Source organism: Pseudomonas fluorescens group sp. PF-1 (assembly GCF_054481335.1).
The window spans coordinates 1,827,303-1,850,918 of sequence record NZ_JBTMNG010000001.1 but is presented as its reverse complement, the minus strand read 5'-3'; the positions used below and the strand labels follow the sequence as shown (position 1 = coordinate 1,850,918).

At 59.5% G+C, this 23,616-nt stretch carries 26 protein-coding genes; 16 read left to right on the top strand and 10 right to left on the bottom strand.

Annotated features, from left to right (window positions below):
- Position 1 precedes the first annotated feature (1 nt).
- The 7 genes from ACX3YD_RS08760 to ACX3YD_RS08730 all read left to right on the top strand — a co-directional run bounded on the left by ACX3YD_RS08760 (position 2) and on the right by ACX3YD_RS08730 (position 5,920).
- Entirely contained in the window at positions 2-2,716 is a 2,715-nt protein-coding gene (locus tag ACX3YD_RS08760; RefSeq protein ID WP_458959679.1) for a toprim domain-containing protein, read from the top strand.
- A gap of 61 nt (positions 2,717-2,777) precedes the next feature.
- The gene (locus ACX3YD_RS08755) at positions 2,778-3,074 is read left to right on the top strand and encodes a hypothetical protein (RefSeq protein WP_458959678.1); all 297 of its coding nucleotides are present in this window, start codon (positions 2,778-2,780) and stop codon (positions 3,072-3,074) included.
- A gap of 79 nt (positions 3,075-3,153) precedes the next feature.
- Entirely contained in the window at positions 3,154-3,417 is a 264-nt protein-coding gene (locus ACX3YD_RS08750) for a hypothetical protein (protein ID WP_458959677.1), read from the top strand.
- Positions 3,417-3,638: a hypothetical protein gene (locus tag ACX3YD_RS08745; RefSeq protein WP_458959676.1), complete on the top strand. Its 222-nt coding sequence runs from the start codon at positions 3,417-3,419 to the stop codon at positions 3,636-3,638. The genes ACX3YD_RS08750 and ACX3YD_RS08745 overlap by 1 nt, the downstream gene beginning before the upstream one ends.
- A 70-nt stretch (positions 3,639-3,708) precedes the next feature.
- Complete coding sequence (locus ACX3YD_RS08740; protein WP_458960396.1) at positions 3,709-5,385, top strand: DNA cytosine methyltransferase; 1,677 nt, start codon at positions 3,709-3,711, stop codon at positions 5,383-5,385.
- Entirely contained in the window at positions 5,382-5,633 is a 252-nt protein-coding gene (locus ACX3YD_RS08735; protein WP_458959675.1) for a hypothetical protein, read from the top strand. Before ACX3YD_RS08740 ends, ACX3YD_RS08735 begins: the two co-directional genes overlap by 4 nt.
- Positions 5,634-5,644: 11 nt before the next feature.
- Entirely contained in the window at positions 5,645-5,920 is a 276-nt protein-coding gene (locus ACX3YD_RS08730; RefSeq protein WP_458959674.1) for a pyocin activator PrtN family protein, read from the top strand.
- Here the strand turns inward: ACX3YD_RS08730 and ACX3YD_RS08725 are convergent.
- Entirely contained in the window at positions 5,895-7,046 is a 1,152-nt protein-coding gene (locus ACX3YD_RS08725; RefSeq protein WP_458960395.1) for a tyrosine-type recombinase/integrase, read from the bottom strand. The two genes, ACX3YD_RS08730 and ACX3YD_RS08725, sit on opposite strands and share 26 nt — an antisense overlap.
- A gap of 138 nt (positions 7,047-7,184) precedes the next feature.
- On the opposite strand from ACX3YD_RS08725, the gene dusA reads away from it, so the two are divergent.
- Positions 7,185-8,159, top strand: a complete 975-nt coding sequence (gene dusA, locus ACX3YD_RS08720; protein WP_458959673.1) for a tRNA dihydrouridine(20/20a) synthase DusA — start codon at positions 7,185-7,187, stop codon at positions 8,157-8,159.
- Positions 8,160-8,336: 177 nt separating this feature from the next.
- Positions 8,337-9,263 carry a transaldolase gene (tal, locus tag ACX3YD_RS08715; RefSeq protein ID WP_103402687.1) on the top strand — a complete coding sequence of 309 codons (927 nt, stop codon included), beginning with the start codon at positions 8,337-8,339 and terminating at the stop codon, positions 9,261-9,263.
- Positions 9,264-9,358: 95 nt separating this feature from the next.
- Here tal and rssC read toward each other — a convergent pair whose 3' ends face one another.
- Positions 9,359-9,841, bottom strand: a complete 483-nt coding sequence (gene rssC / locus ACX3YD_RS08710; RefSeq protein WP_047531307.1) for an anti-sigma factor antagonist RssC — start codon at positions 9,839-9,841, stop codon at positions 9,359-9,361.
- Positions 9,841-11,022 (bottom strand): two-component system response regulator RssB, encoded by a 1,182-nt coding sequence (gene rssB / locus ACX3YD_RS08705; RefSeq protein ID WP_047531309.1) that lies wholly within the window; start codon positions 11,020-11,022, stop codon positions 9,841-9,843. The genes rssC and rssB overlap by 1 nt, the downstream gene beginning before the upstream one ends.
- A gap of 275 nt (positions 11,023-11,297) precedes the next feature.
- Here rssB and ACX3YD_RS08700 point away from each other — a divergent pair, with 275 nt between their 5' ends.
- Positions 11,298-11,597, top strand: coding sequence for a PilZ domain-containing protein (locus ACX3YD_RS08700; RefSeq protein WP_103402686.1), 300 nt, complete (start codon positions 11,298-11,300; stop codon positions 11,595-11,597).
- 63 nt (positions 11,598-11,660) lie between these two features.
- Here the strand turns inward: ACX3YD_RS08700 and ACX3YD_RS08695 are convergent, their stop codons facing one another.
- The gene (locus ACX3YD_RS08695; protein WP_103402685.1) at positions 11,661-12,350 is read right to left on the bottom strand and encodes an MlaA family lipoprotein; all 690 of its coding nucleotides are present in this window, start codon (positions 12,348-12,350) and stop codon (positions 11,661-11,663) included.
- Positions 12,351-12,551: 201 nt separating this feature from the next.
- On the opposite strand from ACX3YD_RS08695, the gene ACX3YD_RS08690 reads away from it, so the two are divergent.
- Positions 12,552-13,172 (top strand): HAD family phosphatase, encoded by a 621-nt coding sequence (locus ACX3YD_RS08690; RefSeq protein ID WP_458959672.1) that lies wholly within the window; start codon positions 12,552-12,554, stop codon positions 13,170-13,172.
- Between the two features lie 109 nt (positions 13,173-13,281).
- Entirely contained in the window at positions 13,282-13,545 is a 264-nt protein-coding gene (locus ACX3YD_RS08685; RefSeq protein ID WP_103402683.1) for a DUF4404 family protein, read from the top strand.
- 45 nt (positions 13,546-13,590) lie between these two features.
- On the opposite strand, the gene queF is transcribed toward ACX3YD_RS08685, so the two are convergent.
- Together queF and copI are read right to left on the bottom strand one after the other, a co-directional pair.
- Complete coding sequence (gene queF, locus ACX3YD_RS08680; RefSeq protein WP_103402682.1) at positions 13,591-14,421, bottom strand: NADPH-dependent 7-cyano-7-deazaguanine reductase QueF; 831 nt, start codon at positions 14,419-14,421, stop codon at positions 13,591-13,593.
- A 61-nt stretch (positions 14,422-14,482) separates the two neighbouring features.
- On the bottom strand, positions 14,483-15,019 hold the full coding sequence (copI, locus tag ACX3YD_RS08675; protein ID WP_103402681.1) for a copper-resistant cuproprotein CopI: 537 nt from the start codon (positions 15,017-15,019) through the stop codon (positions 14,483-14,485).
- 155 nt (positions 15,020-15,174) lie between these two features.
- Here copI and ACX3YD_RS08670 point away from each other — a divergent pair, with 155 nt between their 5' ends.
- Together ACX3YD_RS08670 and ACX3YD_RS08665 are read left to right on the top strand one after the other, a co-directional pair.
- Complete coding sequence (locus ACX3YD_RS08670) at positions 15,175-15,855, top strand: heavy metal response regulator transcription factor (protein ID WP_047531323.1); 681 nt, start codon at positions 15,175-15,177, stop codon at positions 15,853-15,855.
- The gene (locus ACX3YD_RS08665) at positions 15,855-17,204 is read left to right on the top strand and encodes a heavy metal sensor histidine kinase (protein ID WP_458959671.1); all 1,350 of its coding nucleotides are present in this window, start codon (positions 15,855-15,857) and stop codon (positions 17,202-17,204) included. The genes ACX3YD_RS08670 and ACX3YD_RS08665 overlap by 1 nt, the downstream gene beginning before the upstream one ends.
- Before the next feature lie 104 nt (positions 17,205-17,308).
- On the opposite strand, the gene ACX3YD_RS08660 is transcribed toward ACX3YD_RS08665, so the two are convergent.
- The 3 genes from ACX3YD_RS08660 to ACX3YD_RS08650 form a co-directional block, all read right to left on the bottom strand.
- Positions 17,309-18,553 (bottom strand): lipoprotein-releasing ABC transporter permease subunit, encoded by a 1,245-nt coding sequence (locus ACX3YD_RS08660; protein WP_047531327.1) that lies wholly within the window; start codon positions 18,551-18,553, stop codon positions 17,309-17,311.
- A 66-nt stretch (positions 18,554-18,619) separates the two neighbouring features.
- The gene (lolD, locus tag ACX3YD_RS08655) at positions 18,620-19,303 is read right to left on the bottom strand and encodes a lipoprotein-releasing ABC transporter ATP-binding protein LolD (protein ID WP_167361784.1); all 684 of its coding nucleotides are present in this window, start codon (positions 19,301-19,303) and stop codon (positions 18,620-18,622) included.
- 7 nt (positions 19,304-19,310) lie between these two features.
- Positions 19,311-20,561, bottom strand: a complete 1,251-nt coding sequence (locus ACX3YD_RS08650) for a lipoprotein-releasing ABC transporter permease subunit (RefSeq protein WP_130205936.1) — start codon at positions 20,559-20,561, stop codon at positions 19,311-19,313.
- Positions 20,562-20,655: 94 nt separating this feature from the next.
- Here ACX3YD_RS08650 and ACX3YD_RS08645 point away from each other — a divergent pair, with 94 nt between their 5' ends.
- Positions 20,656-21,237 carry a PilZ domain-containing protein gene (locus tag ACX3YD_RS08645; RefSeq protein ID WP_458959670.1) on the top strand — a complete coding sequence of 194 codons (582 nt, stop codon included), beginning with the start codon at positions 20,656-20,658 and terminating at the stop codon, positions 21,235-21,237.
- A gap of 14 nt (positions 21,238-21,251) precedes the next feature.
- On the top strand, positions 21,252-21,974 hold the full coding sequence (locus tag ACX3YD_RS08640; protein WP_047531334.1) for a glycerophosphodiester phosphodiesterase: 723 nt from the start codon (positions 21,252-21,254) through the stop codon (positions 21,972-21,974).
- A gap of 42 nt (positions 21,975-22,016) precedes the next feature.
- Here ACX3YD_RS08640 and sthA read toward each other — a convergent pair whose 3' ends face one another.
- A complete protein-coding gene (gene sthA, locus ACX3YD_RS08635; RefSeq protein WP_047531336.1) occupies positions 22,017-23,411 on the bottom strand; it encodes a Si-specific NAD(P)(+) transhydrogenase in 1,395 nt (464 codons plus the stop codon).
- Positions 23,412-23,616 lie beyond the last annotated feature (205 nt).

Sequence of the window (23,616 nt, the reverse complement as noted above, 5' to 3'; positions counted from 1 at the left end):
GATGAACATGAAGCACGACCTACGCGCCGACATCCTGCAACGCCTTCAGGCCGACTATGGCCTCAAGCACAAGGCTGGCAAATACATGCGCGAAGGGGTTTGCCCGTCGTGCAAGAAGAAAGAGCTGTACGCCTTCCACGATGATCCGTGGATGATCCGTTGCGGCCGGGGCAAGTGCGGTCACACTTGGCACGTCAAAGAAATCTACGAAGACCTGTTCAATGACTGGAGCAAGCGCGCACCGGCATCCGAGCAACATCCCAACGCCACGGCCCGTGCGTATCTGGAGTTTGCCCGCGGCTTTCGCCTCGATCTGATTCAGGGCTGGTTTACTCAGGAAACGTATTTTTCCGGCGAGCTGAATGCCGGCAGCGCGACCGTGCGCTTTGCGCTGGAAAAGGGAGGCTACTGGGAGCGCCTGATCGACCGGCCGCACCGGTTTGGCAAGATGAAGGCGCGCTTCAAGCCCGGCGACAGTCCCCGTGGTTTCTGGTGGTGTCCACCCTGCGTCGATCTGCTGGACGTCAAAGAACTGTGGATTGTTGAGGGCATCTTCGACGCCATCGCCCTGGTGCACAACGGCATTGCGGCGGTATCGGCGATGTCGTCCGCCTTTTACCCTGAAGAATCGTTGAAAGAGCTGTCACGGCTGCGCGGCGGCAAGCTGCCGAAGCTGGTATGGGCACTGGACAACGAACCCGGCGCGCACAAATACACCAAGCGCTGGGTGCGTCAGGCTCGCGCTTTGGGGTACGAGTGTGAAGCGGCGCAAATCCCACAGCCGGACAGCCGCAAGGTCGATTGGAACGACCTGCATCAGCGCTGGGCATTCATTGACGGCGAGAGCGAGCGTGCCGAGCTGATCGATAAGGATCTGGCCACGGCTCGCTATCATGGCTCCTTGCTGATCGCCGAAAGCGCCTCTGAGAAGGGCGTGCTGATGTACGAGTGGCGTGAGCGTCATGAGTTTCACTTCGGCTTCGACAGCCGGCTCTACTGGTTCAAGATGGACTTGGAGAAATTCAACAAGGCCATGCAGGCGCTGGAGTCTTCAGATCGCCATGAAGACCAGCTGCTGAACGAAAAGCAGCGTCGCGAAAAGGCTCTGCGCCAATGCGGCGGCGTGGTGGAAATCGCCAACTGCTACCCGCAAGCGCTGTACTTCCAACGCAACGAAGTCACCGACGAATCCTGGTACTACTTCCGCGTCGATTTTCCGCACGACAGCGGCAGCGTGAAAAACACCTTCACCGGGGGCCAGGTCGCCGCCGCCAGCGAGTTCAAGAAACGCCTGCTCAGCATGGCCGCCGGTGCCGTGTTCACCGGTAGCGGCCAGCAGCTCGACAAGATCATGAAGGATCAACTGTTCGGCCTGAAGACCGTCGAGACCATCGACTTCATTGGCTACAGCAAATTGCACAGTTGCTATGTGTTCGGCGACCTCGCCGTTCGCGGCGGCATCGTCAGCGTGGTGAACAAGGAGGACTTTTTCGAGTTCGGCAAGCTGCGCCTGAAGACGCTGCAGAAGTCGATCGCTATGCACATTCAGCGCGACAGCAAACAGTACCGCACCGACTGGCTGCCGATGCTGTGGCTGTGCTTTGGCGCCAAGGGAATCGTCGCTCTGGCGTTCTGGTTTGGCTCACTGTTCGCCGAGCAGATCCGCGCACAGTACAAATCCTTCCCGTTCCTTGAGGTCACCGGTGAAGCCGGCGCCGGTAAGACCACACTGCTGACGTTCCTGTGGAAGCTGCTGGGCCGCGAACATGAAGGTTTTGACCCGTCGAAATCGACCCGCGCTGGCCGACAGCGCGCCATGGGTCAGGTCTCCAACATGCCCGTGGTGCTGATCGAGGGCGACCGCAATGAGCCGGACAAGGCGCACGCCAAGGGCTTCGATTGGGACGAGCTGAAGGACTTCTACGGCGGTGGCACGCTTGGCACCAAGGGCATGAAAACCAGCGGCAACGAGACTTACGAACCGCCGTTTCGTGGTGCCATTGCGATCAGCCAGAACGCCGATGTCAGCGCGTCCGAGGCGATCCTCACCCGGATTATCAAATCGCACTTTGCGCGCCCGGAAGTCACCACCGAGAGCCGCGCAGCCGCTGACAACCTGAACCTGATTCCGGTTGAACAACTGAGCCACTTCCTTCTGCTGGCCGTGCGAGCGGAAGCCCAGGTAATGGCGAAGTTTGCCGAGCGCGTGCTCGTTCACGAACGGCAATTGCGCACCCTCAAAGAAATCCGCGTGGAACGGATCATCAAGAACCATAGCCAGTTGATGGCCCTGGTCGACTGCCTGCGCCTTGTGTGTCCTCTGGACGAAAACCAGGTGGTGACGACGCAACAGGCACTGACCGTTATGGCCCTTGAGCGGCAATCCGCAATCAGCGCCGATCACCCATTGGTTGCCGAGTTTTGGGAGGTTTACGAATACCTCGAAAGCCTGGGCGAAGGCCCGCAGGTCAACCACAGCACCGATCCGAAACTCATCGCCATCAATCTCAACGAGTTCGCCGAAAAGGCCAGCGAACATCGGCAGAACCTGGCCGACCTCAAGACGTTGCGCGGGCTGCTGGTGAACAGCCGCAGCCGCAAATGGCTGGAAACCAACAAGGCGGTGTACAGCGCAGTCCGCGCTTCGCAGGCTGCCGGCAATGCGATGTTCAACAAACCCACCACTGTGCGCTGCTGGATTTTTCAGAGCGCGTAAACCGCTGTAACTGACGGCTCTCAGCGCTGCAACGCCAGGGAGCCCCCAAAGGAGAAGCACCATGCAAGTACAGGTCATCACCGGCGACGCCGGCACGGGCAAGACAACAAAGCTCAGATCAATCGAGGCTCGACAACTGGCCGAAGGCAAACAGGCCGGGATCATTCATGCGGACGTGTATTCGCATAAAGGCCTGCTCGAAATCATGGAAGTCAGGTTAGAGCGAGGCGAACGGACGCTGCTCGTCGACGATTGCTCGAGCAAACAGATCGATGAGGTTTTGAAGTGGCAAAAGGAGGCAACTGGGAACGAGCAGCTTCAGGGCTTGGAGATTCACCTGGTACGCCGCGCGGGCTGAACAACGAACTCATGCTGGAAAGAAGTGGTGCCGAGGGGCTGCAACCCCTCGACACCGACCACCCCAAAGGAGAAGCACCATGCAAGCACAAAACCCAAGTGGCAGTGGCACAGAGGCTACCACGAACGCCTTCAAAGTCGGTGATGACGTGTCTTTTGTCGTTGGCCGCAGCACCGGGCACAGCGTCAGTTTCAGCGTGCGCGAGGGAAAAATTGCCGAGATCAACAGCGCTACGGCAGTCGTCAAGCTCCGCAATGGCCGTACCAGTGTGCAGCCGTTGAACAAACTCACCCGCCAGGGCGAACGCAACGCCCTCACCCGTGCGTTGTTGGGGGATGCCTGATGCCGCCCTCCCCCAACTCTGTGGAACGCACACGTCCGCCAATGGCGAGCCATCGGCTTGACCTCCCCAGTTGCTGCGACATCTGCGGCAAAGCCCGATCCACCCGCAAGCACCAGGCCTGTAGCCGGATCAGGCAACAGCGCAAATCCGTCGAGTGGGCCGAGCTGATGGCGGCACGAGCGGAAGCGAAGAAGAACAAGCCACGGCGCTATGCGCGCTGAATTGAATCACAGGGCGAACAACGGGGAGCTGCAACTCCCCATCGCCGACAAAGGAAGAAGCACCATGCAAATGCTCAAACGGACACTGAAACACTTTCATTTTTGCTGCGGCCTCGGTGGCGGCGCCAAAGGCTTCAATAAATCCAAACCCATCGTGGGCAATATGCAAGCGGAATGGCAGTGCATCGGCGGCATCGACATCGACGCAGCGGGTTTGGCCGATTTCGAGCGCTTGAGCGGGGTCAGGGGCACCCTGCTGGATCTGTTTACCCGCGACCAGTACATCCGGTTCCACGGGAAAGAGCCGCCACCAGGTTGGCGCGAAGCGACCGTGGAGGACGTCCGCCACGCAGCCAATTACCATCGGCCCGACGCGGTATTCATCTCCAGCCCCTGCAAAGGCGCGTCGGGGCTGCTGTCCGAAAAGATGAGTCTGACCCCGAAATATCAGGCACTGAATGAGCTAACACTGCGTTGCATCTGGCTGTTCGGTGAAGCCTGGAAAGACGACCCCGTACCGCTACTGGTCTTTGAGAATGTTCCCCGGCTGGCCACTCGCGGCCGGCACCTGCTCGACCAGATCAACAAACTGCTGTCGCATTTCGGCTACGCCGTGGCGGAAACTACTCACGATTGCGGCGTCATCGGCGGGCTGGCCCAGAGCCGCAAGCGCTTTTTGCTGGTGGCTCGCCACATCGAGAAGGTTCCGCCATTCCTGTACGAGCCGGAAAAGAAGACGCTCAAGTCTGTCGGCTCGATCCTCGGCCGTATGCCACTCGCCGGCGATATCGAAGCTGCCGGTCCGATGCACCGGGTACCGGCGTTGCAATGGAAAACCTGGGTTCGTCTCGCCCTGGTCACCGCCGGCAAGGACTGGCGCAGCCTGAATGACTTGGCGATCGAGGATGGTTACCTGCGTGACCTGGTAATCGTTCCAGAATACCGCGCCGGCTACCTTGGCGTGCATGACTGGCACGACACCGCCGGCACAGTTGCCGGTCGCAGCAGCCCAACCAATGGCGCGTTCTCAGTGGCAGACCCGCGCAGCAAAGCCGGCGCCCCGCAATACCAACAGTACGGCGTCCGCCACTGGGACGAAACGAGCGGCGCAGTGATTGGAGTCAAGTCGCCCGGGCAAGGGACATTCAGTGTTGCTGACCCACGAAAACCCGAAGGAACGTTTGGCAAATACCTGGTAACGCCATGGGATAACCCAAGCGGCACCGTCATTGCTGGAAGCACTACTGGACAGAGCGCGTTCGCAGTTCAAGACCCACGCCCTGGCATGAAACGCACGAAGGGGGACGCCTACCTGACTGGCGGTCACTACGGCGTTGTCGGCTGGAATGACCAGTGCGGTGCTGTTTCAGCCAGTGCTAAGCAGGACAACGGGCGCTGGTCGGTAGCTGACCCACGTATGCCGGAAGCGAACGACCGGTTGACCTGCGTGATTGAAAGCCTCGATGGCACCTGGCATCGCCCCTTCACCACGCTGGAGTTGGCCGCGCTGCAAAGCCTGGTCGAACCGGAAGAACAGTTCGAGCTGGACGGTCTGAGTGATCAGGCGTGGCGTGAGCGGATCGGCAACGCGGTACCACCGGACGCCGCCGAAGCAATTGCCGATGTGATGGGTACCACGCTGTTACTGGCCGCGTCCGGAGAAACCTTCATGCTCAATAGCATGCCGATTTGGGTTCGCCCGATAGCGGTAGGCCTGAGCGTGGCACAACAGGAGGCTGCGCTATGACTGTTTTCCTGCTGCTATACCTGTGCACGGACGCAACTCGGACGGATTGCCAAGTGTTGCCGGCTCAACGCTGGAAGGGGGATACCGCCTATGAGCAATGCCTTGAGGCTGTACCCGGGCTTACCAAAGCACTGACGGCGCCGAACCAGGAGCGACACCGGTTTGTCTGCGAGATACAGCCCGACACCGCAAAACCCGCAGACCAGATGGCGCGGCCGGCACTCATTCATCAATCGTTTCGAATGTGAGGGGGAACGTCATGAAGACAGCTTTCATCCTGATGGCCCAGTACGACGGCCAGGCGATCATCCCTCTTGATCGGGTGTGTCAGGACTACTTCACACACCTGACGCCGGACATGTTTCAGCGCAAGGTGATGAGTGGTCAGATCAAGATCCCCATCACTCGCCTTGAGCCGAGCCAGAAGTCCGCCAAGGGCATTCACATCGGCGACTTGGCTGCTTACCTCGATCTACAGCGCGCCGCCGCTGTCAAAGAACACAGTCAGCTCAACGGCTTAAAACCCGCCTATTGAGCCACTTCATTGATGCGGCGCCCAGTTGGACGGGCGCCCTCAGTATCTTTTCGTGCCACTCCCACGCCACATAACGATCACCCTTGCCACGCAAATGGGTGTATCGCCTCAACGAATTCCAGTCTCTGTGCCCCGATACACTTGCCACGCGCGGGATATCCCAGTCCATTTCAAATAGGCGGCTGACACCCTCGTGGCGAAGGTCGTGAAAATGCAAGTCATCGATGCCCAAAAGCTTGCAAGCCTTCGTCCAGGAAGTGGAAATAGACTCAGGGCTGTACGGGAAAATACCGTCGCCGGCCTTTGGCATTGTCTGGAGTATTTGCCACGCTTCATCTGGCAAGTGACACCAGACGTCATTGCCGATCTTCTGACCGGGGTTCTTCATGTCTCGCACCAACACTCGCTGACCTGGTTCATCTACGTCCGCCCAGCGAATACGGGTGATTTCATCAAGGCGGCGGGTTGAGAACAGGGCGAAGCCTACGACCTTCAACATATTGGTGACGCTTCGACGCCGAGCCTGCATGTCCTCGTAGTGCGTCATGAGCTGACCCAGCTCATCCAGTGTCGGACGGCGATCCCGCTCCCGACTCTTAAGGTTGTAGCCGAGTTTGCGCAGCACTCGCCGGGCGCCGGCCATGGCCAGCGGATCGACCTGATAACCCCATGCGTCCCTGGCGATGGAAAGCACAGCGCCCAGGTGCGCCAGATCGTTGCCGGCGGTTTGCGGCTGGACGCCTCCCCCTTCGCTACTCATCCGCCACAGGGCGAAGTCCACCAGGCACTGCGTATTGATGTCAGTATCGTTGAGCTTGCCGAAGTAGCTGGCACCGATGGCCGTGAGCGTCGCCTTTTTGGTTTTGCCCAGCGGCCGCGCTTTTTCGACTTCGCGCAGGTACTGATCAATCATTTCTTTGGCTGTCGCGCCCTTACGGCTCGCCCGCTCAATCGCACCAGGCTCATCGAGTTCCGACTCACGCTTACGCGCCCACGCCTGTGCAGCCTGTTTCCGGGCGAAGGTCTGGCTCTCTTGGTAGACTTGCACTCCATCGCGCTTGATGCGGATCTGAGCGGTGTAGCTCACAGACCCATCCGCAAGTTTTCTTGCCCTGATAGTCGCCATATCGAAGTGGTACGCGTCGGTTTTGAAGTGGTACATCGTACCACCAAGACCTAAAAAACGCCGGAAAACGCCCTAAAACATGCCGAAAACACGTTGAGTAAAATGGTACAGAATCATAGCCTTAGCCCAGTAAAACCAATGCCTACGCTGTCTCGGCGCTTTAGTGTTGCACCCATGATGGATTGGACCGACCGCCATTGCCGTTTCTTCCTGCGCCTACTCTCAAAAAACGCCCTTCTCTACACTGAAATGGTCACCACCGGTGCTCTGCTCAATGGTGATCACGAGCGTTTTCTGCGCCATAACGAAGCCGAGCATCCGCTCGCGCTTCAGCTCGGTGGCAGCGTTCCGCTCGATCTGGCCGCCTGCGCCCGCATGGCGCAGGAGCATGGGTACGACGAGGTGAACCTGAATGTCGGGTGCCCGAGTGATCGGGTGCAGAACAACATGATCGGTGCGTGCCTGATGGGGCATCCGCAGTTGGTGGCTGATTGTGTGAAGGCGATGCGGGATGCGGTGTCGATTCCGGTGACGGTGAAGCATCGCATCGGCATCAATGGGCGGGACAGTTACGAAGAGTTGTGTGATTTCGTGGGGACGGTTCGGGATGCCGGGTGCACCAGTTTTACCGTGCATGCGCGGATCGCGATTCTGGAGGGGTTGTCGCCGAAGGAGAACCGCGACATTCCGCCCCTGCGTTATGACGTGGCGGCGCGGCTGAAGGCGGATTTTCCGGAGCTGGAGATCATTCTCAACGGCGGGATCAAGTCACTGGAAGCCTGTCACGAACATTTGCAGACGTTCGACGGTGTGATGCTGGGTCGTGAGGCGTATCACAACCCTTATGTAATGGCCGAGGTGGACCAGCAGTTGTTCGGCAGCAAGGCGCCGGTGATCACTCGTGCCGAGGCGTTGGCGCAATTGCGGCCGTATATTGCTGCGCACATCGATGCCGGCGGTTCGATGCACCACATTACCCGGCATGTGCTAGGCCTGGGCACCGGGTTTCCGGGTGCGCGCAAATTCCGGCAGTTGCTGTCGGTGGATATCCACAAGGCCAAAGACCCGCTGGCGTTGCTGGATCAGGCGGCGGCGTTGCTTGAAGGGCGCTGACGGTCGGTTGCTTTGAACCTGTGGTCTGTTTTGGCATCGTATTTACCGATACCGCGCCCCGCCTTTCAAACAGCCGCTTCAGGTTGTTGCCGCTGAGGCCATCGATACACGTATGCGCCCTTGAGTGGCTGTCAGCGCTCGGGTAATGTCATCAGACCCATAGGACAGAGCACGCCCATGACTTCCAAGCTGGAACAACTCAAACAAATGACCACCGTCGTTGCCGACACCGGCGACTTCGAAGCAATCGCTCGGGTTAAACCGGTAGACGCCACCACCAACCCTTCCTTGCTGCTCAAAGCGGCGGCGATTCCTGCTTACGCTGAATTGCTGAATGCTTGCGTCAACGACTGCAAGGGTGATGTGGGCCTGGCCAGCGACCGGTTTGGCGTTGCAGTGGGCCAAGAAATCCTGAAAGTGATCCCGGGGCGCATTTCCACCGAGGTGGATGCGCGCCTGTCGTTCGACACTGACGCCGTATTGAAGCGCGCGCATCGTCTGATCGAACTGTACGAAAAGGCCGGCATCGGCCGCGACCGCGTGTTGATCAAGATCGCCTCCACCTGGGAAGGCATCCGCGCGGCGGAGATTCTGGAAAAGGAAGGCATCCAGACCAACCTGACCCTGCTATTTTCCTTCGCTCAGGCGGCTGCTTGCGCTGACGCCGGGGTGTTCCTGATTTCGCCGTTCGTGGGCCGTATCTACGACTGGTACAAGAAAGCCAACGGCAACGACTACACCGGTGCGGAAGATCCGGGCGTGCAATCGGTGACGCGCATCTACAACTACTACAAGGCCAACGGCTACAAAACCGTCGTGATGGGCGCGAGCTTCCGCAACCTGGGCCAGATCGAACAACTGGCCGGCTGCGATCGTCTGACCATCAGCCCGGACCTTATCGACAAGCTGGCGGCGGACACTGGCAAGCTGGAGCGCAAACTGGCGCCAGGGCATGCCGGTGAAGCACGTTTAAGCCTGAATGAAGCGCAGTTCCGCTGGCTGTCCAACGAGGACGCGATGGCGACCGAGAAACTGGCTGAAGGTATTCGTCAGTTCGCCCGCGACCAGGAGAAACTTGAGGCGCTGCTGCAAGCCAAGCTGTGATCTAGTTCAGCGCACGTAAAAAAGGGCGAACCGTTGGGTTCGCCCTTTTTTTTGCGCATCAGGCAACAGGTTGGCTTCGCAAGGCCCTCAGGGGATCAATGCCGCTCCAACGCATTCACCAGATCATGGAACGCTTCGCGATTATGGTCGTTCAGCCCCATGAGGATCTTGTGCGCCTCCAGCACCTTGATTCGCACCACTTCTTCCGACTGGTCCTGATCCGGCAGGTCGTCCAGGCATTCCGGGCACGGCACGGGCTTGTCAACGATGTTGAACACTTGCTCGAAGCCCATGGACTGCAGCAGCCGGGTGATGTCTTCGTGGGTGGTGACGACGGTCGGCAGCAGACCGACCTTTTGCCGCGAGAGAATCGACAGCTTGGCCAGAAGGCCAAGGGTGGTGCTGTCGATGCTGCGGGTTTCAGTCAGGTCGATCACGATGGTGTTGAAATTCAACGCCGTGAAGATCCGATCAATAGTCGCATCCAACGCCGAACACAGGGTCAGGCGAACTTCACCGACGAACTTGAGGACGAAGGTGCCGTCCTGCTCGGCGAACTGGATTCTACCGGTACTCATTAAAGATTCCTGCTCAACACCAACAGGGCGATATCATCCGGCATCTCCCCTAGCGTGGCCAATCCAAAAACCTGCCGCAGACCATCCAGGCTGCCGCCCGCCGCCTTGACCCGTTGGGGCAATGCAGCTTCTTTTTCTTTGAGTGTGGGTTCTGGCAAAAGGTCCAGAATGCCATCGGACATCAGCGTCAGGCTGAAGGTCGGTGGCAGTTCCAGCACGTGGTCTTCGTAGGTGGCTTCATTGAAGAGGCCCACGGGCAGGCCACGCCCTTCCAGATAACGAACACTGTCGGGTGTGTACAACACTGGCAACGGCAAATGACCACCGATGCTATAGGTCAACAAACCTGTCTCCTCGTCGATGACTCCACCGACCATTGTGACGTGTTTTCCCAGCTTACAACTGATCAGGCCCCGGTTGATATGACCAAGAACCTCTGAAGGCTTGAATTCCGGCAATGTACCGCTGCGCTTGGACTCGAACAGCAGGCGCGTGGTCATGAACTTCAACAGCACGGTGACGAAGGCTGAAGAGGCGCCATGCCCGGAAACGTCCGCCAGGTAGAACGCCACCCGGCGCTCGTCGACGCGGAAATAGTCGACGAAATCACCCGACAGGTACAGCGACGGGATGATCTGGTGAGCAAACTTGAACTCGTCGATGGTCCAGGGGCTGACCGGCAGCATGTTCATCTGCACCTGGCGACCGGCGTTCTGGTCTTCCTGGAGCAGGTTCAGACTGGCGGCGAGCTCACGGTTGGCCTTCTCCAGCTTCTCACGGTAGCGCTGGTTTTCCAGCAGCAGGCGCGCACGATCAAGGGCCCGACGCACAGAGTGCTCGAGCACGGCCAGATCTTCGAGAGGCTTGATCAGGTAATCCGCTGCACCCAGGCGCAACGCTTCGACCGCGTCGTTCATCACACCGGCGCCCGACACCACGATCACCGGCGTTTGCGGCGACAGCTCGGTCACCTGGCGGATGAGTTCGAGCCCGCCCATCTGCGGCATGCGCAGATCGCAGATCACCAAGTCGGGCTTGTCTTGCTCGAATACCTGAAGGCCCTGCTGGCCATTGCTGGCCTGCAAGACGCTGAAACCACTGTCTTCCAAATAGGCGGCGAGGCTCGCGCGCACTACCTCGTCATCATCGATTATCAGCAGCGTGGCACTGGTTTTTGGCATGTGGGCAAACGGCGCCAGAATTAGGTTGGCGTAGCGGCTCGGGCTTTGGCCCGGCTCAAACTACTGGATTCGCTTTCTAGCCTCTCTGTCGCACTGTTTTCGAGCATTTGCCCTACACGCATGTACACCAGAGGTGCCCTTCTAAGGCGCAGACGGTACTCCCATCCGCGAGGCGTTTCAAGCTCACGCCGATGGTCGCTTGAGGTCTACACTTGTCAAATCACCGAGAGTTATAAGAACCGTCAAAACCGTAACCCAATGGAAGGATCAATCCCATGAGCCAAACCCGTCGAGACTATAGCGAAAAGCGCGATTACATCCGCATGCGGGTCGATGCCGATGTGTCGCTGATTCATGAGGGGGATGAGGTGCCAGCCGTCTGTATCGACCTTTCCAGCAGTGGCATGCAGCTTCAGGCGCAGCGCTCGTTCAGGGTCGGTGACCGGCTACTTGTACGCATCGAATCCGAGCATGAAGCGTTGAAAGGGCTCGAAGCCGACACCGAGGTGGTGTGGGTGAAAGAACCGGAAGACGGCAATCAGAAACTCGGCCTTACAATATTGAGAATGAAATAACGTCGCTCCAGACAAAAAAAAGCGGCCCGATGACGGCCGCTTTTTTGTTTTATCGGTCAAGATTTAAAAATCGTCTTCGACCTGACCGTCCTTGACCTTGAATTCGCGGTTCTGCAAGTACGCGTTACGGATGAAGGTGTACTTGTCGCCAGTGATCAATTTCTCGCTCGACAGCAGGTTGGCGCGGGTGTCAGTGACATCCAGGACGAAGAACGAGTTACGCACCGGCACGTCATCCACATAGCGGTAAGCGCCAGTGTAGGTGTCGACGAATTTCGAGGGCGCGTCACGCAAGGTGCTCGGGCCGAAGAACGGCAGCATCACATAAGGACCACTGCCCACGCCCCAATAACCAAGCGTCTGGCCGAAGTCTTCATCATTGCGATGCAAGCCCATCTTGGTGCCGACATCGATGAAACCCAACAGGCCGAAGGTGGTGTTGAAAATCAGGCGTGCCGTATCGACACCGGCGGCGGCTGGCTTGGCTTGCAACAGGTCGTTGGCCAGGTTGCGCACATCACCGATGTTCTGGAAGAAGTTATGAATGCCGTCTTCGACAAACTGCGGCGTCACGTACTGATAGCCCTGGGCCAATGGCTTCAGCGCATAGGTGTCGAGTACGTCGTTGAACCTGTAGATCGGGCGGTTGATGCTTTCCCAAGGATCGTCTTCCGACGCTGCCTGGGCAACGAACGGAACCAGCAACGCGCTGGCGCACACACAAAGCTGAGCTAGATGATTGCTCCAGCGCATAGAAAAACTCCTTGGATTGTACTGACACGGACGCATTGGCCCGGCGGAAAGACCATCAGTATAAGACGGAAAGACTGCTTTAGGCATCATCAGGCCACTGGCGCCGCAGATGATTCTGCATCGATTGCGAGCCATTCACACCCATGTCACTCAACTGTCACCGTCGTCGCTTAGCCTTGAGGCTATTTCAGGGACGTTGACATGCCGCACGCTGAAACCTCACCTCAACCTGCGCCGCGCCTGACCGCCGTGCTGTTCGGCCTCAGTGGCTGCCTGGTGGATTTCGGCGCCCGTACGCGCCTGAACGGTGGCCACGCGGCCGAGCACGCCGAGGCCACGCCCGGCGCCCTGAAGAGCCTGCGCAGCTTGCAGCATCAACAGATTCCCTGCGCCTGGCTCGACGAACTGCCCTCCTCCCTCAGCCTTCCGTTGGCCGCCGCCCTGCCGGAATGGATCAAACCTTCGCAACACCTCGAAACAATCAATCCTTGGCCGGCGCCGCACACCTGCTGGCAAGCGTTGATGGCGCTGAACGTCGAGAAGCTGGATGGCTGCGTGCTGGTCAGCGGCGAACCGCGCTTGCTGCAAGCCGGGCTCAATGCCGGCCTGTGGACGATCGGCCTGGCGTCCTGCGGCTCGCTTTGCGGGATGTCGCCCATTGAATGGCAGGCGCTGTCGCCTCAAGAGCGCGATTTGAAACGCGGCAAGGCAACGATGCAGCTTTTCGCCCTGGGCGTACATTCGGTGATCGATCACCTGGGTGAGCTCGACACCTGCCTGGCCGATATCAGCCTGCGCCGGCTCAAAGGCGAAAAGCCCTGATCGAGATCATGCAGGTTAGGCGGGAGTGGATTAATCTAAAGGTCAGCCATAGACCTTTGGCGCGCCATCGCGGTCTATGCCAATGCCAATCGATAAAAGGAAGAACGCAATGCCTGCCCGCGAACTGCAAGAACAGCTCAATGTCCTGCGCGAGCAATTGGAAAAGAATCCTCCGCTGACCGAAGTCGAACGCGAAGACCTGCACAAGCTGATGCAACAGATCCAGCTTGAACTTGAACTCGAAACCAAGACCAAGGATGTCAACCTCGCCGATGGCGTCAATCTGGCGGTGGAACGCTTCGAACTCGAACACCCGACCCTGGCCGGCACCCTGCGCAACATCGCGCAAGCCTTGGGCAACATGGGGATCTGAAAAAGAACCTGCAGGAGCGAGCTTGCTCGCTCCTGCATTAGATCGTCATTGACGGACCAGACGATGGTTCGGCAACTGCACCTCTTCAGTACTGCGATACGGGTTGATATCCAGTCCGCCACGACGAACGTAACGCGCATAAACCGTCAACTTCTCCGGTTTCAGCAAGCGCTGCAGGTCAAGGAAGATGCGTTCCACGCACTGTTCGTGGAAATCCGAGTGCTGACGGAAGCTGACGATGTATTCCAGCAAGCTCGCATGATCCAGCGCCGCGCCACGGTATTCCACCGTCACGCTACCCCAGTCAGGCTGACGGGTGACCGGACAGTTGGACTTGAGCAGATGGCTGTGCACGCTCTCCTCCACAATGCGGCTTTCATCGCACCGCAGCAGTTCCGGACGTGGATGCTCGTAGTTGCTGACACTGATATCCAGCTCATCGATGCACACACCGGGCAACGCCACGACGCCTTCGGCCTCGACATCTTTCAGGCTGCGAATACGCACGCCGACCGGTTTGCCGGCGGCGGCGGACAGGTCTTTGACCAGCGTCGCTTCGAGGCTCGCCGTGTCGGCGAACGGTGTCTGGTTCAGGGAGTTGAGGTACAGCTTGAACGACTTCGACTCAATGATGTTCGGCGAATCCGCCGGAATGCTGAACTCACCGATGGCCACCACCGGCTTGCCCGACGGCAACAGCCACGACAGTTCAAAGCAGTTCCAGAAGTCCACGCCCTTGTACGGCAGGGTTTCAGCCGTCAGGCCCAGCTCGGCCCACTTCGCAGTACGCGGAATCGGGAACAGCAAGGACGGCGTGTAGGTGGCGATGTATTCGCTGGATTTGCCCAGCGGCGAGTGTTCGGCTGCGGGATGCATGGCGGAAACCTGACTGAAGAATCAGCGGATTCTACCAGCCTTTGTTCCCGCCTTTGAGTGCTTACTGACTGACTGTCAATTTACCTACCATGCCGGCCTGGTAATGACCGGGGACGTTGCAGGCAAATTCCAGGTTGGCGGCTTTGCTGAAGGTCCAGGTCAGTTCGGCGGTTTTACCCGGTTCTACCAATACACTGTTGGGGTCGTCGTGCTTCATGGCATGCCCTTGAGATGAGTGATCCATCCCGGCCATCGACCCGTGATCCATGTTCATCATGCCTGTAGGCGTCATCATGCCGCTTTGCTGCATCTGCAACATTTCCTGCTGGTGTTTGGCATGCATCGCCGCGTCACCGAGGTTGAACTCGTGCAGCAATTGACCTTTATTCACCAGGACAAAGCGAATGGTCTCCCCGGCCTTGATATCAATGGCCTTGGGGGTGAACGACATGTCACCCATCACCACCTCGACGCTGCGGGTCGCCTTGGACGCGGGTGCCGGTTGGCCGAAGTCGTAGGTACTCGCTGGCGCGGCCCAGACCGGTGAGCTCAGTGCCAACACACAAGCGGCCAATGCCAAAGATTTGCGCAAAAACATGGTCGTACTCCAACAAGATAAGGTTCAGCCTGTGGAAAACTCTAGACTGTTACCGCTGCCCGCAACCTGACAGCCAGATTACAACTTTGTCAGCTAGGCCTGCCGCGTTGCCGCCCACGGTATAAAGCTGTCGTTCCATTTAGCCCGAGTCGCCCATGAAACTGCTGATCGTCGAAGACCAACCAAAAACCGGCCAGTACTTGCGCCAGGGCCTGAGCGAGGCCGGCTTCAACACCGAACTGGTGGCCGATGGCAGCACCGGCCAGCAATTGGCGTTGAGCGGCGACTACGCGCTGCTGATTCTCGATGTGATGCTGCCAGGTCGCGATGGCTGGCAGATTCTGCAGGCCGTGCGCAGTGCCGGCCTGGACACGCCGGTTCTGTTTCTGACGGCGCGGGATGCCGTGGAAGACCGGGTTCACGGCCTCGAACTCGGCGCCGACGATTACCTGGTCAAGCCTTTCGCCTTTTCCGAACTGCTCGCCCGGGTTCGCAGCCTGTTGCGGCGTGGCAGCGCGACGCCCCAGGAAACCAGCCTGCAACTGGCCGACCTGCGCCTGGACCTGATCCGCCGCCGGGTCGAACGCGGCGGCCAGCGCATCGACCTGACCGCCAAGGAGTTCGCCTTGCTGGAAATGCTCCTTCGCCGCCAGGGCGAAGTGCTGCCCAAATCGCTGATCGCCTCCCAGGTCTGGGACATGAATTTCGACAGCGACACCAACGTCATCGAAGTCGCGATCCGCCGCCTGCGCCTGAAAATCGACGATGAATTCCCCAACAAACTGATCCACACCGTACGCGGCATGGGTTACGTACTCGAAGAGCGTCCAGCCTGATGCCTCGACTTTCACTGAGCAGTCGCCTGGCACTGCTTTTCGCGGCGTGCACGGCGGTGGTGTCGTTGTTCGCCGGAGTGTTGTTCAGCCGCGCCAGCGAGGCGCACTTCGTTGAGCTTGATCAGCAGTTGCTCGACAGCAAGCTGATCGGCGTGCGGCGAGCGCTGCATGACATTCAGTCGCGGGACAGTGAAGTCAAACTGGCCGATGAATTAAGCCCCCAGGCCGATCTCTCATTGCGCATCACCGGCAGCGACGGCCGGCGCTGGTATGACAGTTCCGCAAGCCTGCCGGACATGCTGCCGCAAAAACCGGGGTTATCGACCATCAATGACCATGGAACCGACTACCGCGTCCTGAATGCACCCTTGTTTGACGACAAACCCGACTCACCGCAATTGACCCTGCTGCTGGACATCACCCATCACCAACACTTCCTGCAACGCATGCAGCATTTGATCTGGATGACCGTCGGCCTGTCGGCCCTGGCCACCGCCCTGCTCGGCGCCTGGGCGGCACGCAGCGGGTTGCGGCCACTACGACGAATGAGCACGATAGCCCGCGGTGTTTCAGCGCATTCGCTCAACGCACGCTTGCCGGAAGAGAGCATGCCGTTGGAGCTGGCGGAAATGGCCCACAGCTTCAACGAAATGCTCGGAAGACTCGACGACGCCTTTCAACGGCTTTCGGCGTTCTCCGCCGACATCGCCCATGAACTGCGCACACCGCTGTCGAACCTGCTGACCCACACCCAAGTCACCCTCACCCGCCCTCGCCCCATCGAAGAGTACCGCGAAGCGCTGCACAGCAACCTCGAAGAACTGCAATGGATGGCGCAATTGGTCAACGACATGTTGTACCTGGCGAAAGCCGACCATGGATTGTTGATGCCCAAACGCGAGGCGCTGGATCTGGCGGCAGAGGCGGATGTGTTACTGGAATTTTTCGCACCGCTGGCCGAGGACGTTCGGGTGACGCTGAACCGCGAAGGTCACGGGCACATGATGGGTGATCGGAACATGTTGCGACGGGCGCTTTCCAATTTACTGGACAATGCGTTGCGGTTTACGCCCGCTGATGGCGAGGTACGGGTGAAGATAATCGATCAACCCAAAGGACTGAGCCTGACAGTTGAAAACAGCGGCGACGGGATTTCAAAGGATTTGCTGCCGCGCCTGTTTGACCGCTTCTACCGCGTGGATCCTGCACGCCACGAAGGCAGCAGCGAGCATGCGGGATTGGGATTGGCGATTACCCAGTCGATTGTCAACGCCCACGGCGGGAAGATTCATTGCGAATCGGAAAACGGCTGGACGCGGTTTGTGATTGAGTTGCCGAAGGAGGTATGAGGCTAGCAGGACCGGCCTCTTCGCTGGCAAGCCAGCTCCCACAGGGTTTTGCGTTGTCCACAACACTGTAGGAGCCGGCTTGCCGGCGAATGCGATTTCAGCGCTTACGAATAACGCAACGCATGAGCCGGCTCGATCTTCGCCGCACGCCACGCCGGGTAAACCGTTGCCAGGAAGCTCAACACGAACCCCGCCGAGCAGATCAACAACACATCCCCGCCCTGAAGTTCGGACGGCAGGTTGCTGACGAAATACACGTCGGAACTGAAGATGTGCTGCCCGCTGACCCGCTCGATCCAACCCACCATTTCACTGACGTTCAGCGCCGCGATCACGCCAAGTACACCACCGATCAGGGTGCCGACAATCCCGATGACCGTGCCCTGCACCATGAAGATCGCCATGATCTGACGCGGCGTGGCGCCGATGGTGCGCAGGATCGCGATGTCCGCGCCCTTGTCGTTCACAACCATGATCAGGGTCGCGATGATGTTGAACGCCGCCACTGCGACGATCATCAGCAACAGCAGGCCGATCATGGTTTTTTCCATCTTCATCGCACTGAACAGGCTGCCCTGGGTGTGGGTCCAGTCGTCAGCCTTGTAGGCCGCCCCCAGACCGCTGGCGATATCGCTGGAAACCTGCGGCGCGGCGTACAGATCCTTCACCGCCAGGCGCACGCTCTGCACCTGATTCGGCGCCCAATGCTGCATTTGCGCGGCGTCGGCCATGTGAATCAGTGCCATCGTGCCGTCAAGTTCGGCACCCACCTTGAACACGCCGACCACGTTCAGACGCTGCATGCGCGGGGTGATACCGCCCGGCGCATTGCTGACCTCCGGCACGATCAGGGTGATCTTGTCGCCCACGTTCAAACGGAAGCGCCGTGCGGTGATTTCGCCGATCACCACGCCGAACTCACCTGGCTTCAACGCATCGAGACGTCCCTGGACGATGTGCTTGGCGACGATCGACACCTGGCCTTCCAGCGCCGGATCAACGCCGCTGACCTGGATTGGCTGCATCGTGCCTTTATAGGACAGCATGCCTTCCATCTCAGTGAACGGCACGGCCGCCGTCACTTCGGGATTTTTCATCGCGGCGGCGGCTACCGGCTGCCAATCATCGATAGGGTTTACACCGACGATCGTGGCGTGCGGCACCATGCCGAGGATGCGAGAGCTCATTTCGCGCTGGAAGCCGTTCATCACCGACAGCACCACGATCATCGCCAGCACGCCCAGGGCGAGGCCGATCATCGAGGTCATCGAGATGAAGGAAACAAAGCGATTGCGGCGCTTGGCGCGGGTATAGCGCGTGCCGATAAAGATCGATAACGGTCTGAACATTCGCTGGGGCACCGTATAAAAATAAAAGACCCGACGTGATTTTCATCCCCGCCGGGTTTCAGCCAATCAGATAGGCGTCAGACAACCTTCCTGCAAATGCAGGACGCGATCCATCTGGCGGGCCAGGTTCATGTCGTGGGTCACCACCAGGAACGCCGTGCGCATCGAAGTGCTGAGTTCCAGCATCAAGTCCTGGATGCCCTGGGCGGTGTGGGAGTCGAGGTTGCCGGTCGGCTCGTCGAGCATGACCAGGCCTGGCTTGTTCACCAGGGCGCGGGCGATGGCGACACGCTGACGCTCACCACCGGACAACTCCGCCGGCTTGTGCTCCAGGCGATGGCCCAGCCCCACACGCTCCAGCAACGCCGTTGCACGCTGGCGCGCTTCCGGGATAGCGGTCTTGCCGATCAGCAGCGGCATGCAGACGTTTTCCAGCGCGGTGAATTCCGGCAGCAAGTGGTGGAACTGATAAACGAAACCCAATGAGCGGTTGCGCAGCAGGCCGCGATTCTTCTCACTGAGGGCCGACAGTTCCTCACCGTCGAGCCAGACGCTGCCTTTGGTCGGCGTGTCGAGGCCTCCCAACAGATTGAGCAAGGTACTTTTACCCGAACCCGAGGTGCCGACAATTGCCACGCGCTCACCCGGGTGCAACTCCAGTTGCAGGCCGGCCAACACTTGCACCGACTCCGGGCCTTCCTCATAGGATTTGCCCAGGTTGCGGCAGCTCAAGATTGCTTTATCACTCATGCCCGACTCACTCATAACGTAGCGCCTCCGCAGGCTGGGTGCGCGCGGCACGCCAGGCTGGATACAGGGTGGCGAGGAAACTCAGGACCAACGCGGCGGCGCAGACCATCAACACATCCTGGCTCTGCACCTGCGACGGCAGGTAATCGATGAAATACACGTCGGCGTTGAGGAATTTGTGCCCGATCAGGCCTTCCAGCGCCGAGATCGCGGCGCTGACATTCAGCGCGGCGAAGATCCCGACCACGGCACCGATGGCCGTACCGACCACGCCAATGACCGTGCCTTGCACCATGAACGTGCGCATGATCGTGCCTGGCGTGGCACCGAGGGTGCGCAGAATCGCGATGTCGCCCTTCTTGTCGTTAACCACCATCACCAGCGTGGAAATGATGTTGAACGCGGCCACGGCGACGATCAGCAGCAATAACAGGCCGATCATGGCTTTTTCCATGCGGATCGCCTGATACAGATTGCCGTGGGTACGGGTCCAGTCGCGGGCGTAGTAACGATCTTCGCCGAGCTCGCGGGCGATGCTCCACGCGGTGCGCGGCGCCTGGAACAGGTCGTCGAACTTCAGGCGCAGGCCCTGGACCTGGTCCGGCTTCCAGCGATGCAACCGCGCCAGGTCCTGCAGGTTGGTGACGCCCAGGTAACCGTCGAGCTCACCGGCGCCGACATGGAAAATGCCGACCACGGTGAAACGCTTCATGCGCGGAAACATCCCGGCCGGGGTCACGGTGACTTCCGGCGCCACGAAGGTCAGCTTGTCGCCGATCGCCGCGCCAAGTTTGGCCGCCGCCTTGTCACCGATGACGATGCCGAACTCGCCCGGCACCAGGTCGTCGAGTTTGCCCTGCTGCATGAAGTTATCAATGATCGACACCTGGCGTTCTTGCGCCGGGTCGATGGCATTGAGCAGGACTTTCGAGACCTTGCCGTTGTTGGTCAGCAACCCCTGCATTTGCGTGAACGGCGCAACGGCCGTCACCTGCGGATTCTGCTTGACCTTGGTAGCAAGGCTTTGCCAATCGCTGATCGGCTCGCCGGACTCGATGGTCGCGTGGGGCACCATGCCCAGCACGCGGGTGCGCATCTCATGATCGAAGCCGTTCATCACCGACAGCACCACGATCATCACGACCACGCCGAGGGCGAGTCCGATCATCGAGGTCAGGGAAATGAATGACACAAAATGATTGCGACGCTTTGCACGGGTATAACGCGTGCCGATAAATACGAAGAGAGGTCTGAACATGTCGGGGCTTGTTCGGAGGGAAAAGGAACGTCCTTGTGGCGGGGGTTGATAACCAGCTTTACACTCAGACCACCGCCGCTACCATGGGTTCGCCATGTCGACATTAGATGAAGAAGATCGCCGCGAATACTACCGTATCGAGGACACGATCGCACTGGAAATTCGGCCCCTGTCCGCTCCCGAAGCCGCAGGCCAGGAAGTGTTGCAGGATGCTTCCCCACTCTTCAACGTGCTCAGTGAACTGCACCTGAGCGAATTCGAGTCGCAGCACCTGTTGCGCCAGATCAGCGAGCGTGACCGCAACCTCGCGGCGTTCCTCAAATCCCAGAACAAACGCATCGATTTGCTGAGCCAGGTGGTCGCCATCACCGTACTCGGGCAGATCGGTGAACCGCAGCCGGTCATTCTCTCCGAAGGCGGTATCGACTTCCAGCACCCCACGCCCATTGCCACCGGAGCACACCTGTCGGTCAAACTGGTGCTGATGCCGCAAGCCCTTGGCCTGTTGTTGCGCGCTCGCGTCACCCATTGCGACCGCAAGGGCGACAGCTACGCCGTCGGCACCGAGTTCGAACACCCGACCGACGCGCAGCGGCAACTGCTGGCCCGCTACATCTTGCAAAAGCAGGCCCAGGAACGACGCCTGGCCCGCGAACAACTCGAATCAGGCAATTAATTTAAGGAAGAACCGTGACCCTCATCTACGGCCATCGCGGCGCCAAGGGCGAAGCACCGGAAAACACCCTGACCAGCTTTCAGGAATGCCTCAAGCACGGCGTACGCCGTTGCGAACTGGACCTGCACCTGTCCATGGACGGTGAACTGATGGTCATCCACGACCCGACCCTCAAGCGCACCACCGATCGTCGCGGCAAGGTGGTCGAGCACACGGCGGCGGAGCTGGTGACCTACGACGCGCGCAAGGGCGGCCCGGGCTGGATCAAGCCATGCCCGATCCCGACCCTGGACTCGCTGTTCGAAGAATGCGATTTCGATCACTGGCAACTGGAAGTCAAAAGCGCTTCACGTACCCGCGCGGCAACCACCGTGCTGGCGATTCGGGAAATGGCGCAACGCCATGGCCTGATGGACAAGGTGACGATCACCTCCAGCTCGCGGGAAGTGCTCAAGGCTGCGCTGGACCTGGTGCCGGACGTGTCCCGCGGACTGGTCGCCGAGTACGCCTGGCTCGACCCGCTGAAGGTCGCGGCAAGCTATGGCTGCGGGATTCTGGCGCTGAACTGGACCCTGTGCACGCCGGAACGCCTGGAGAAGGCGCAGCGTCAGGGGTTGCATGTGTCGGTATGGACCGTCAACGAGCCTGCGCTGATGCGCAGACTCGCTGACTTCGGCGTTGACAGCCTGATTACAGACTTTCCCGGTTTGGCCATTGCCACGCTCGAGAATTGCTGAAATCGGTCTCCCCGGCCGGCTCAGGCCACCGGCCGGAGCCACTCAAAAAAGCCGGTTGAGGCCGTCGTACGCCGCTACCCGATAGGCTTCGGCCATGGTCGGGTAGTTGAACGTGGTGTTGACGAAATACTTCAGGGTATTTTGCTCGCCCGGCTGGCTCATGATCGCCTGACCGATGTGCACGATCTCCGACGCCTGATAACCGAAGCAATGCACGCCCAGCACCTCCAGGGTTTCGCGGTGGAACAGGATCTTCAGCATGCCTTGCGGCTCGCCGGCGATCTGCGCCCGCGCCATGCTCTTGAAGAACGCCTTGCCCACTTCGTACGGCACTTTGGCCTGGGTCAGCTCTTGCTCGTTCTTGCCGATCGAACTGATCTCCGGAATGGTGTAGATCCCGGTCGGTACGTCGTTGACGAAGCGCCAGCTGCCGTTGTCGACGATGCTGCCAGCGGCCGACCGGCCCTGGTCGTGGGCGGCACTGGCCAAGCTCGGCCAGCCGATCACGTCACCGGCGCCGTAAATGTTCGGCACGCAGGTGCGATAAGCCTCATCGACTTCGATCTGGCCGCGGCTGTTGACCTTGACGCCGATGTTTTCCATACCGAGTTGATCGGTGTTGCCGGTACGGCCGTTGCACCAGAGCAAGGCGTCGGCCTTGATCTTCTTGCCGGACTTCAGATGCAGGATCACGCCGTTGTCCACACCTTCGACGCGGTCGTAGTCTTCGTTGTGGCGAACCGTGATGTTGTTGTTGCTGAAGTGGTAGCTCAACGCCTGGGAAATTTCCGAGTCGAGGAAGCTCAGCAACTGACCACGGTTGTCCACCAGCTCGACCAGTACACCCAGGCCACTGAAAATCGATGCGTATTCGCAACCGATCACCCCGGCGCCGTAAACGATCAGTTTGCGCGGGGTGTGGCCGAGGCTGAGGATGGTGTCGCTATCGTAGATACGCGGGTGGTTGAAATCGATGTCGGCCGGACGATACGGACGCGAGCCGGTGGCGATGATGATGTGCTTGGCCACCAGTTTTTCGACCACGCCATTGGCGCAGACCACTTCGATGGTTTGCTCGTCGGCGAAGCTGCCGGTGCCGAAGAACACGTCGACGCGGTTACGGGCGTAGTAGCCGGTGCGCGAGGCGACTTGTTTGGCGATGACTTTTTCGGCGCTTTTCAGCACGTCCGGGAACGAGAACCAGCGCGGTTCACCAATGGCCCGGAACATCGGGTTGGTGTTGAACTGCATGATCTGCCGGACCGAGTGACGCAGTGCCTTGGACGGGATGGTGCCCAAGTGAGTGCAGTTGCCGCCGACCTGGCGACGGCTATCGACCATCGCCACCTTGCGTCCCGCTTTGGCGGCGTTCATTGCCGCGCCTTCCCCCGCCGGGCCGGAACCCAACACCACCACGTCGTAGTTGTAGACAGCCATGCGTACTCCTCAGAACAGGCCGTGGCGCCATCGGCACCTGCGGCTAAATCACGCCAATCTGTGGCATGAAGGAACAATTTGGGGCCAGTGCAGAACCCGGACACAGTCTATAGAAGCGTCAACGCCGCGCACATTAACCCTTGGTCGCGTCGTAGGCTAGTTTTGCCTGCGCTACAACGTCGATCTTCAGTGCTTTAAACGCCGT

Excerpts from the sequence above, each read along its gene's own strand:
- ACX3YD_RS08760 (WP_458959679.1), top strand. The coding sequence starts at position 2 with ATGAACATGAAGCACGACCTACGCGCCGACATCCTGCAACGCCTTCAG.
- ACX3YD_RS08755 (WP_458959678.1), top strand. The coding sequence starts at position 2,778 with ATGCAAGTACAGGTCATCACCGGCGACGCCGGCACGGGCAAGACAACA.
- ACX3YD_RS08750 (WP_458959677.1), top strand. The coding sequence starts at position 3,154 with ATGCAAGCACAAAACCCAAGTGGCAGTGGCACAGAGGCTACCACGAAC.
- ACX3YD_RS08745 (WP_458959676.1), top strand. The coding sequence starts at position 3,417 with ATGCCGCCCTCCCCCAACTCTGTGGAACGCACACGTCCGCCAATGGCG.
- ACX3YD_RS08740 (WP_458960396.1), top strand. The coding sequence starts at position 3,709 with ATGCTCAAACGGACACTGAAACACTTTCATTTTTGCTGCGGCCTCGGT.
- ACX3YD_RS08735 (WP_458959675.1), top strand. The coding sequence starts at position 5,382 with ATGACTGTTTTCCTGCTGCTATACCTGTGCACGGACGCAACTCGGACG.
- ACX3YD_RS08730 (WP_458959674.1), top strand. The coding sequence starts at position 5,645 with ATGAAGACAGCTTTCATCCTGATGGCCCAGTACGACGGCCAGGCGATC.
- ACX3YD_RS08725 (WP_458960395.1), bottom strand. The coding sequence starts at position 7,046 with ATGGCGACTATCAGGGCAAGAAAACTTGCGGATGGGTCTGTGAGCTAC.
- dusA (WP_458959673.1), top strand. The coding sequence starts at position 7,185 with ATGCCTACGCTGTCTCGGCGCTTTAGTGTTGCACCCATGATGGATTGG.
- tal (WP_103402687.1), top strand. The coding sequence starts at position 8,337 with ATGACTTCCAAGCTGGAACAACTCAAACAAATGACCACCGTCGTTGCC.
- rssC (WP_047531307.1), bottom strand. The coding sequence starts at position 9,841 with ATGAGTACCGGTAGAATCCAGTTCGCCGAGCAGGACGGCACCTTCGTC.
- rssB (WP_047531309.1), bottom strand. The coding sequence starts at position 11,022 with ATGCCAAAAACCAGTGCCACGCTGCTGATAATCGATGATGACGAGGTA.
- ACX3YD_RS08700 (WP_103402686.1), top strand. The coding sequence starts at position 11,298 with ATGAGCCAAACCCGTCGAGACTATAGCGAAAAGCGCGATTACATCCGC.
- ACX3YD_RS08695 (WP_103402685.1), bottom strand. The coding sequence starts at position 12,350 with ATGCGCTGGAGCAATCATCTAGCTCAGCTTTGTGTGTGCGCCAGCGCG.
- ACX3YD_RS08690 (WP_458959672.1), top strand. The coding sequence starts at position 12,552 with ATGCCGCACGCTGAAACCTCACCTCAACCTGCGCCGCGCCTGACCGCC.
- ACX3YD_RS08685 (WP_103402683.1), top strand. The coding sequence starts at position 13,282 with ATGCCTGCCCGCGAACTGCAAGAACAGCTCAATGTCCTGCGCGAGCAA.
- queF (WP_103402682.1), bottom strand. The coding sequence starts at position 14,421 with ATGCATCCCGCAGCCGAACACTCGCCGCTGGGCAAATCCAGCGAATAC.
- copI (WP_103402681.1), bottom strand. The coding sequence starts at position 15,019 with ATGTTTTTGCGCAAATCTTTGGCATTGGCCGCTTGTGTGTTGGCACTG.
- ACX3YD_RS08670 (WP_047531323.1), top strand. The coding sequence starts at position 15,175 with ATGAAACTGCTGATCGTCGAAGACCAACCAAAAACCGGCCAGTACTTG.
- ACX3YD_RS08665 (WP_458959671.1), top strand. The coding sequence starts at position 15,855 with ATGCCTCGACTTTCACTGAGCAGTCGCCTGGCACTGCTTTTCGCGGCG.
- ACX3YD_RS08660 (WP_047531327.1), bottom strand. The coding sequence starts at position 18,553 with ATGTTCAGACCGTTATCGATCTTTATCGGCACGCGCTATACCCGCGCC.
- lolD (WP_167361784.1), bottom strand. The coding sequence starts at position 19,303 with ATGAGTGATAAAGCAATCTTGAGCTGCCGCAACCTGGGCAAATCCTAT.
- ACX3YD_RS08650 (WP_130205936.1), bottom strand. The coding sequence starts at position 20,561 with ATGTTCAGACCTCTCTTCGTATTTATCGGCACGCGTTATACCCGTGCA.
- ACX3YD_RS08645 (WP_458959670.1), top strand. The coding sequence starts at position 20,656 with ATGTCGACATTAGATGAAGAAGATCGCCGCGAATACTACCGTATCGAG.
- sthA (WP_047531336.1), bottom strand. The coding sequence starts at position 23,411 with ATGGCTGTCTACAACTACGACGTGGTGGTGTTGGGTTCCGGCCCGGCG.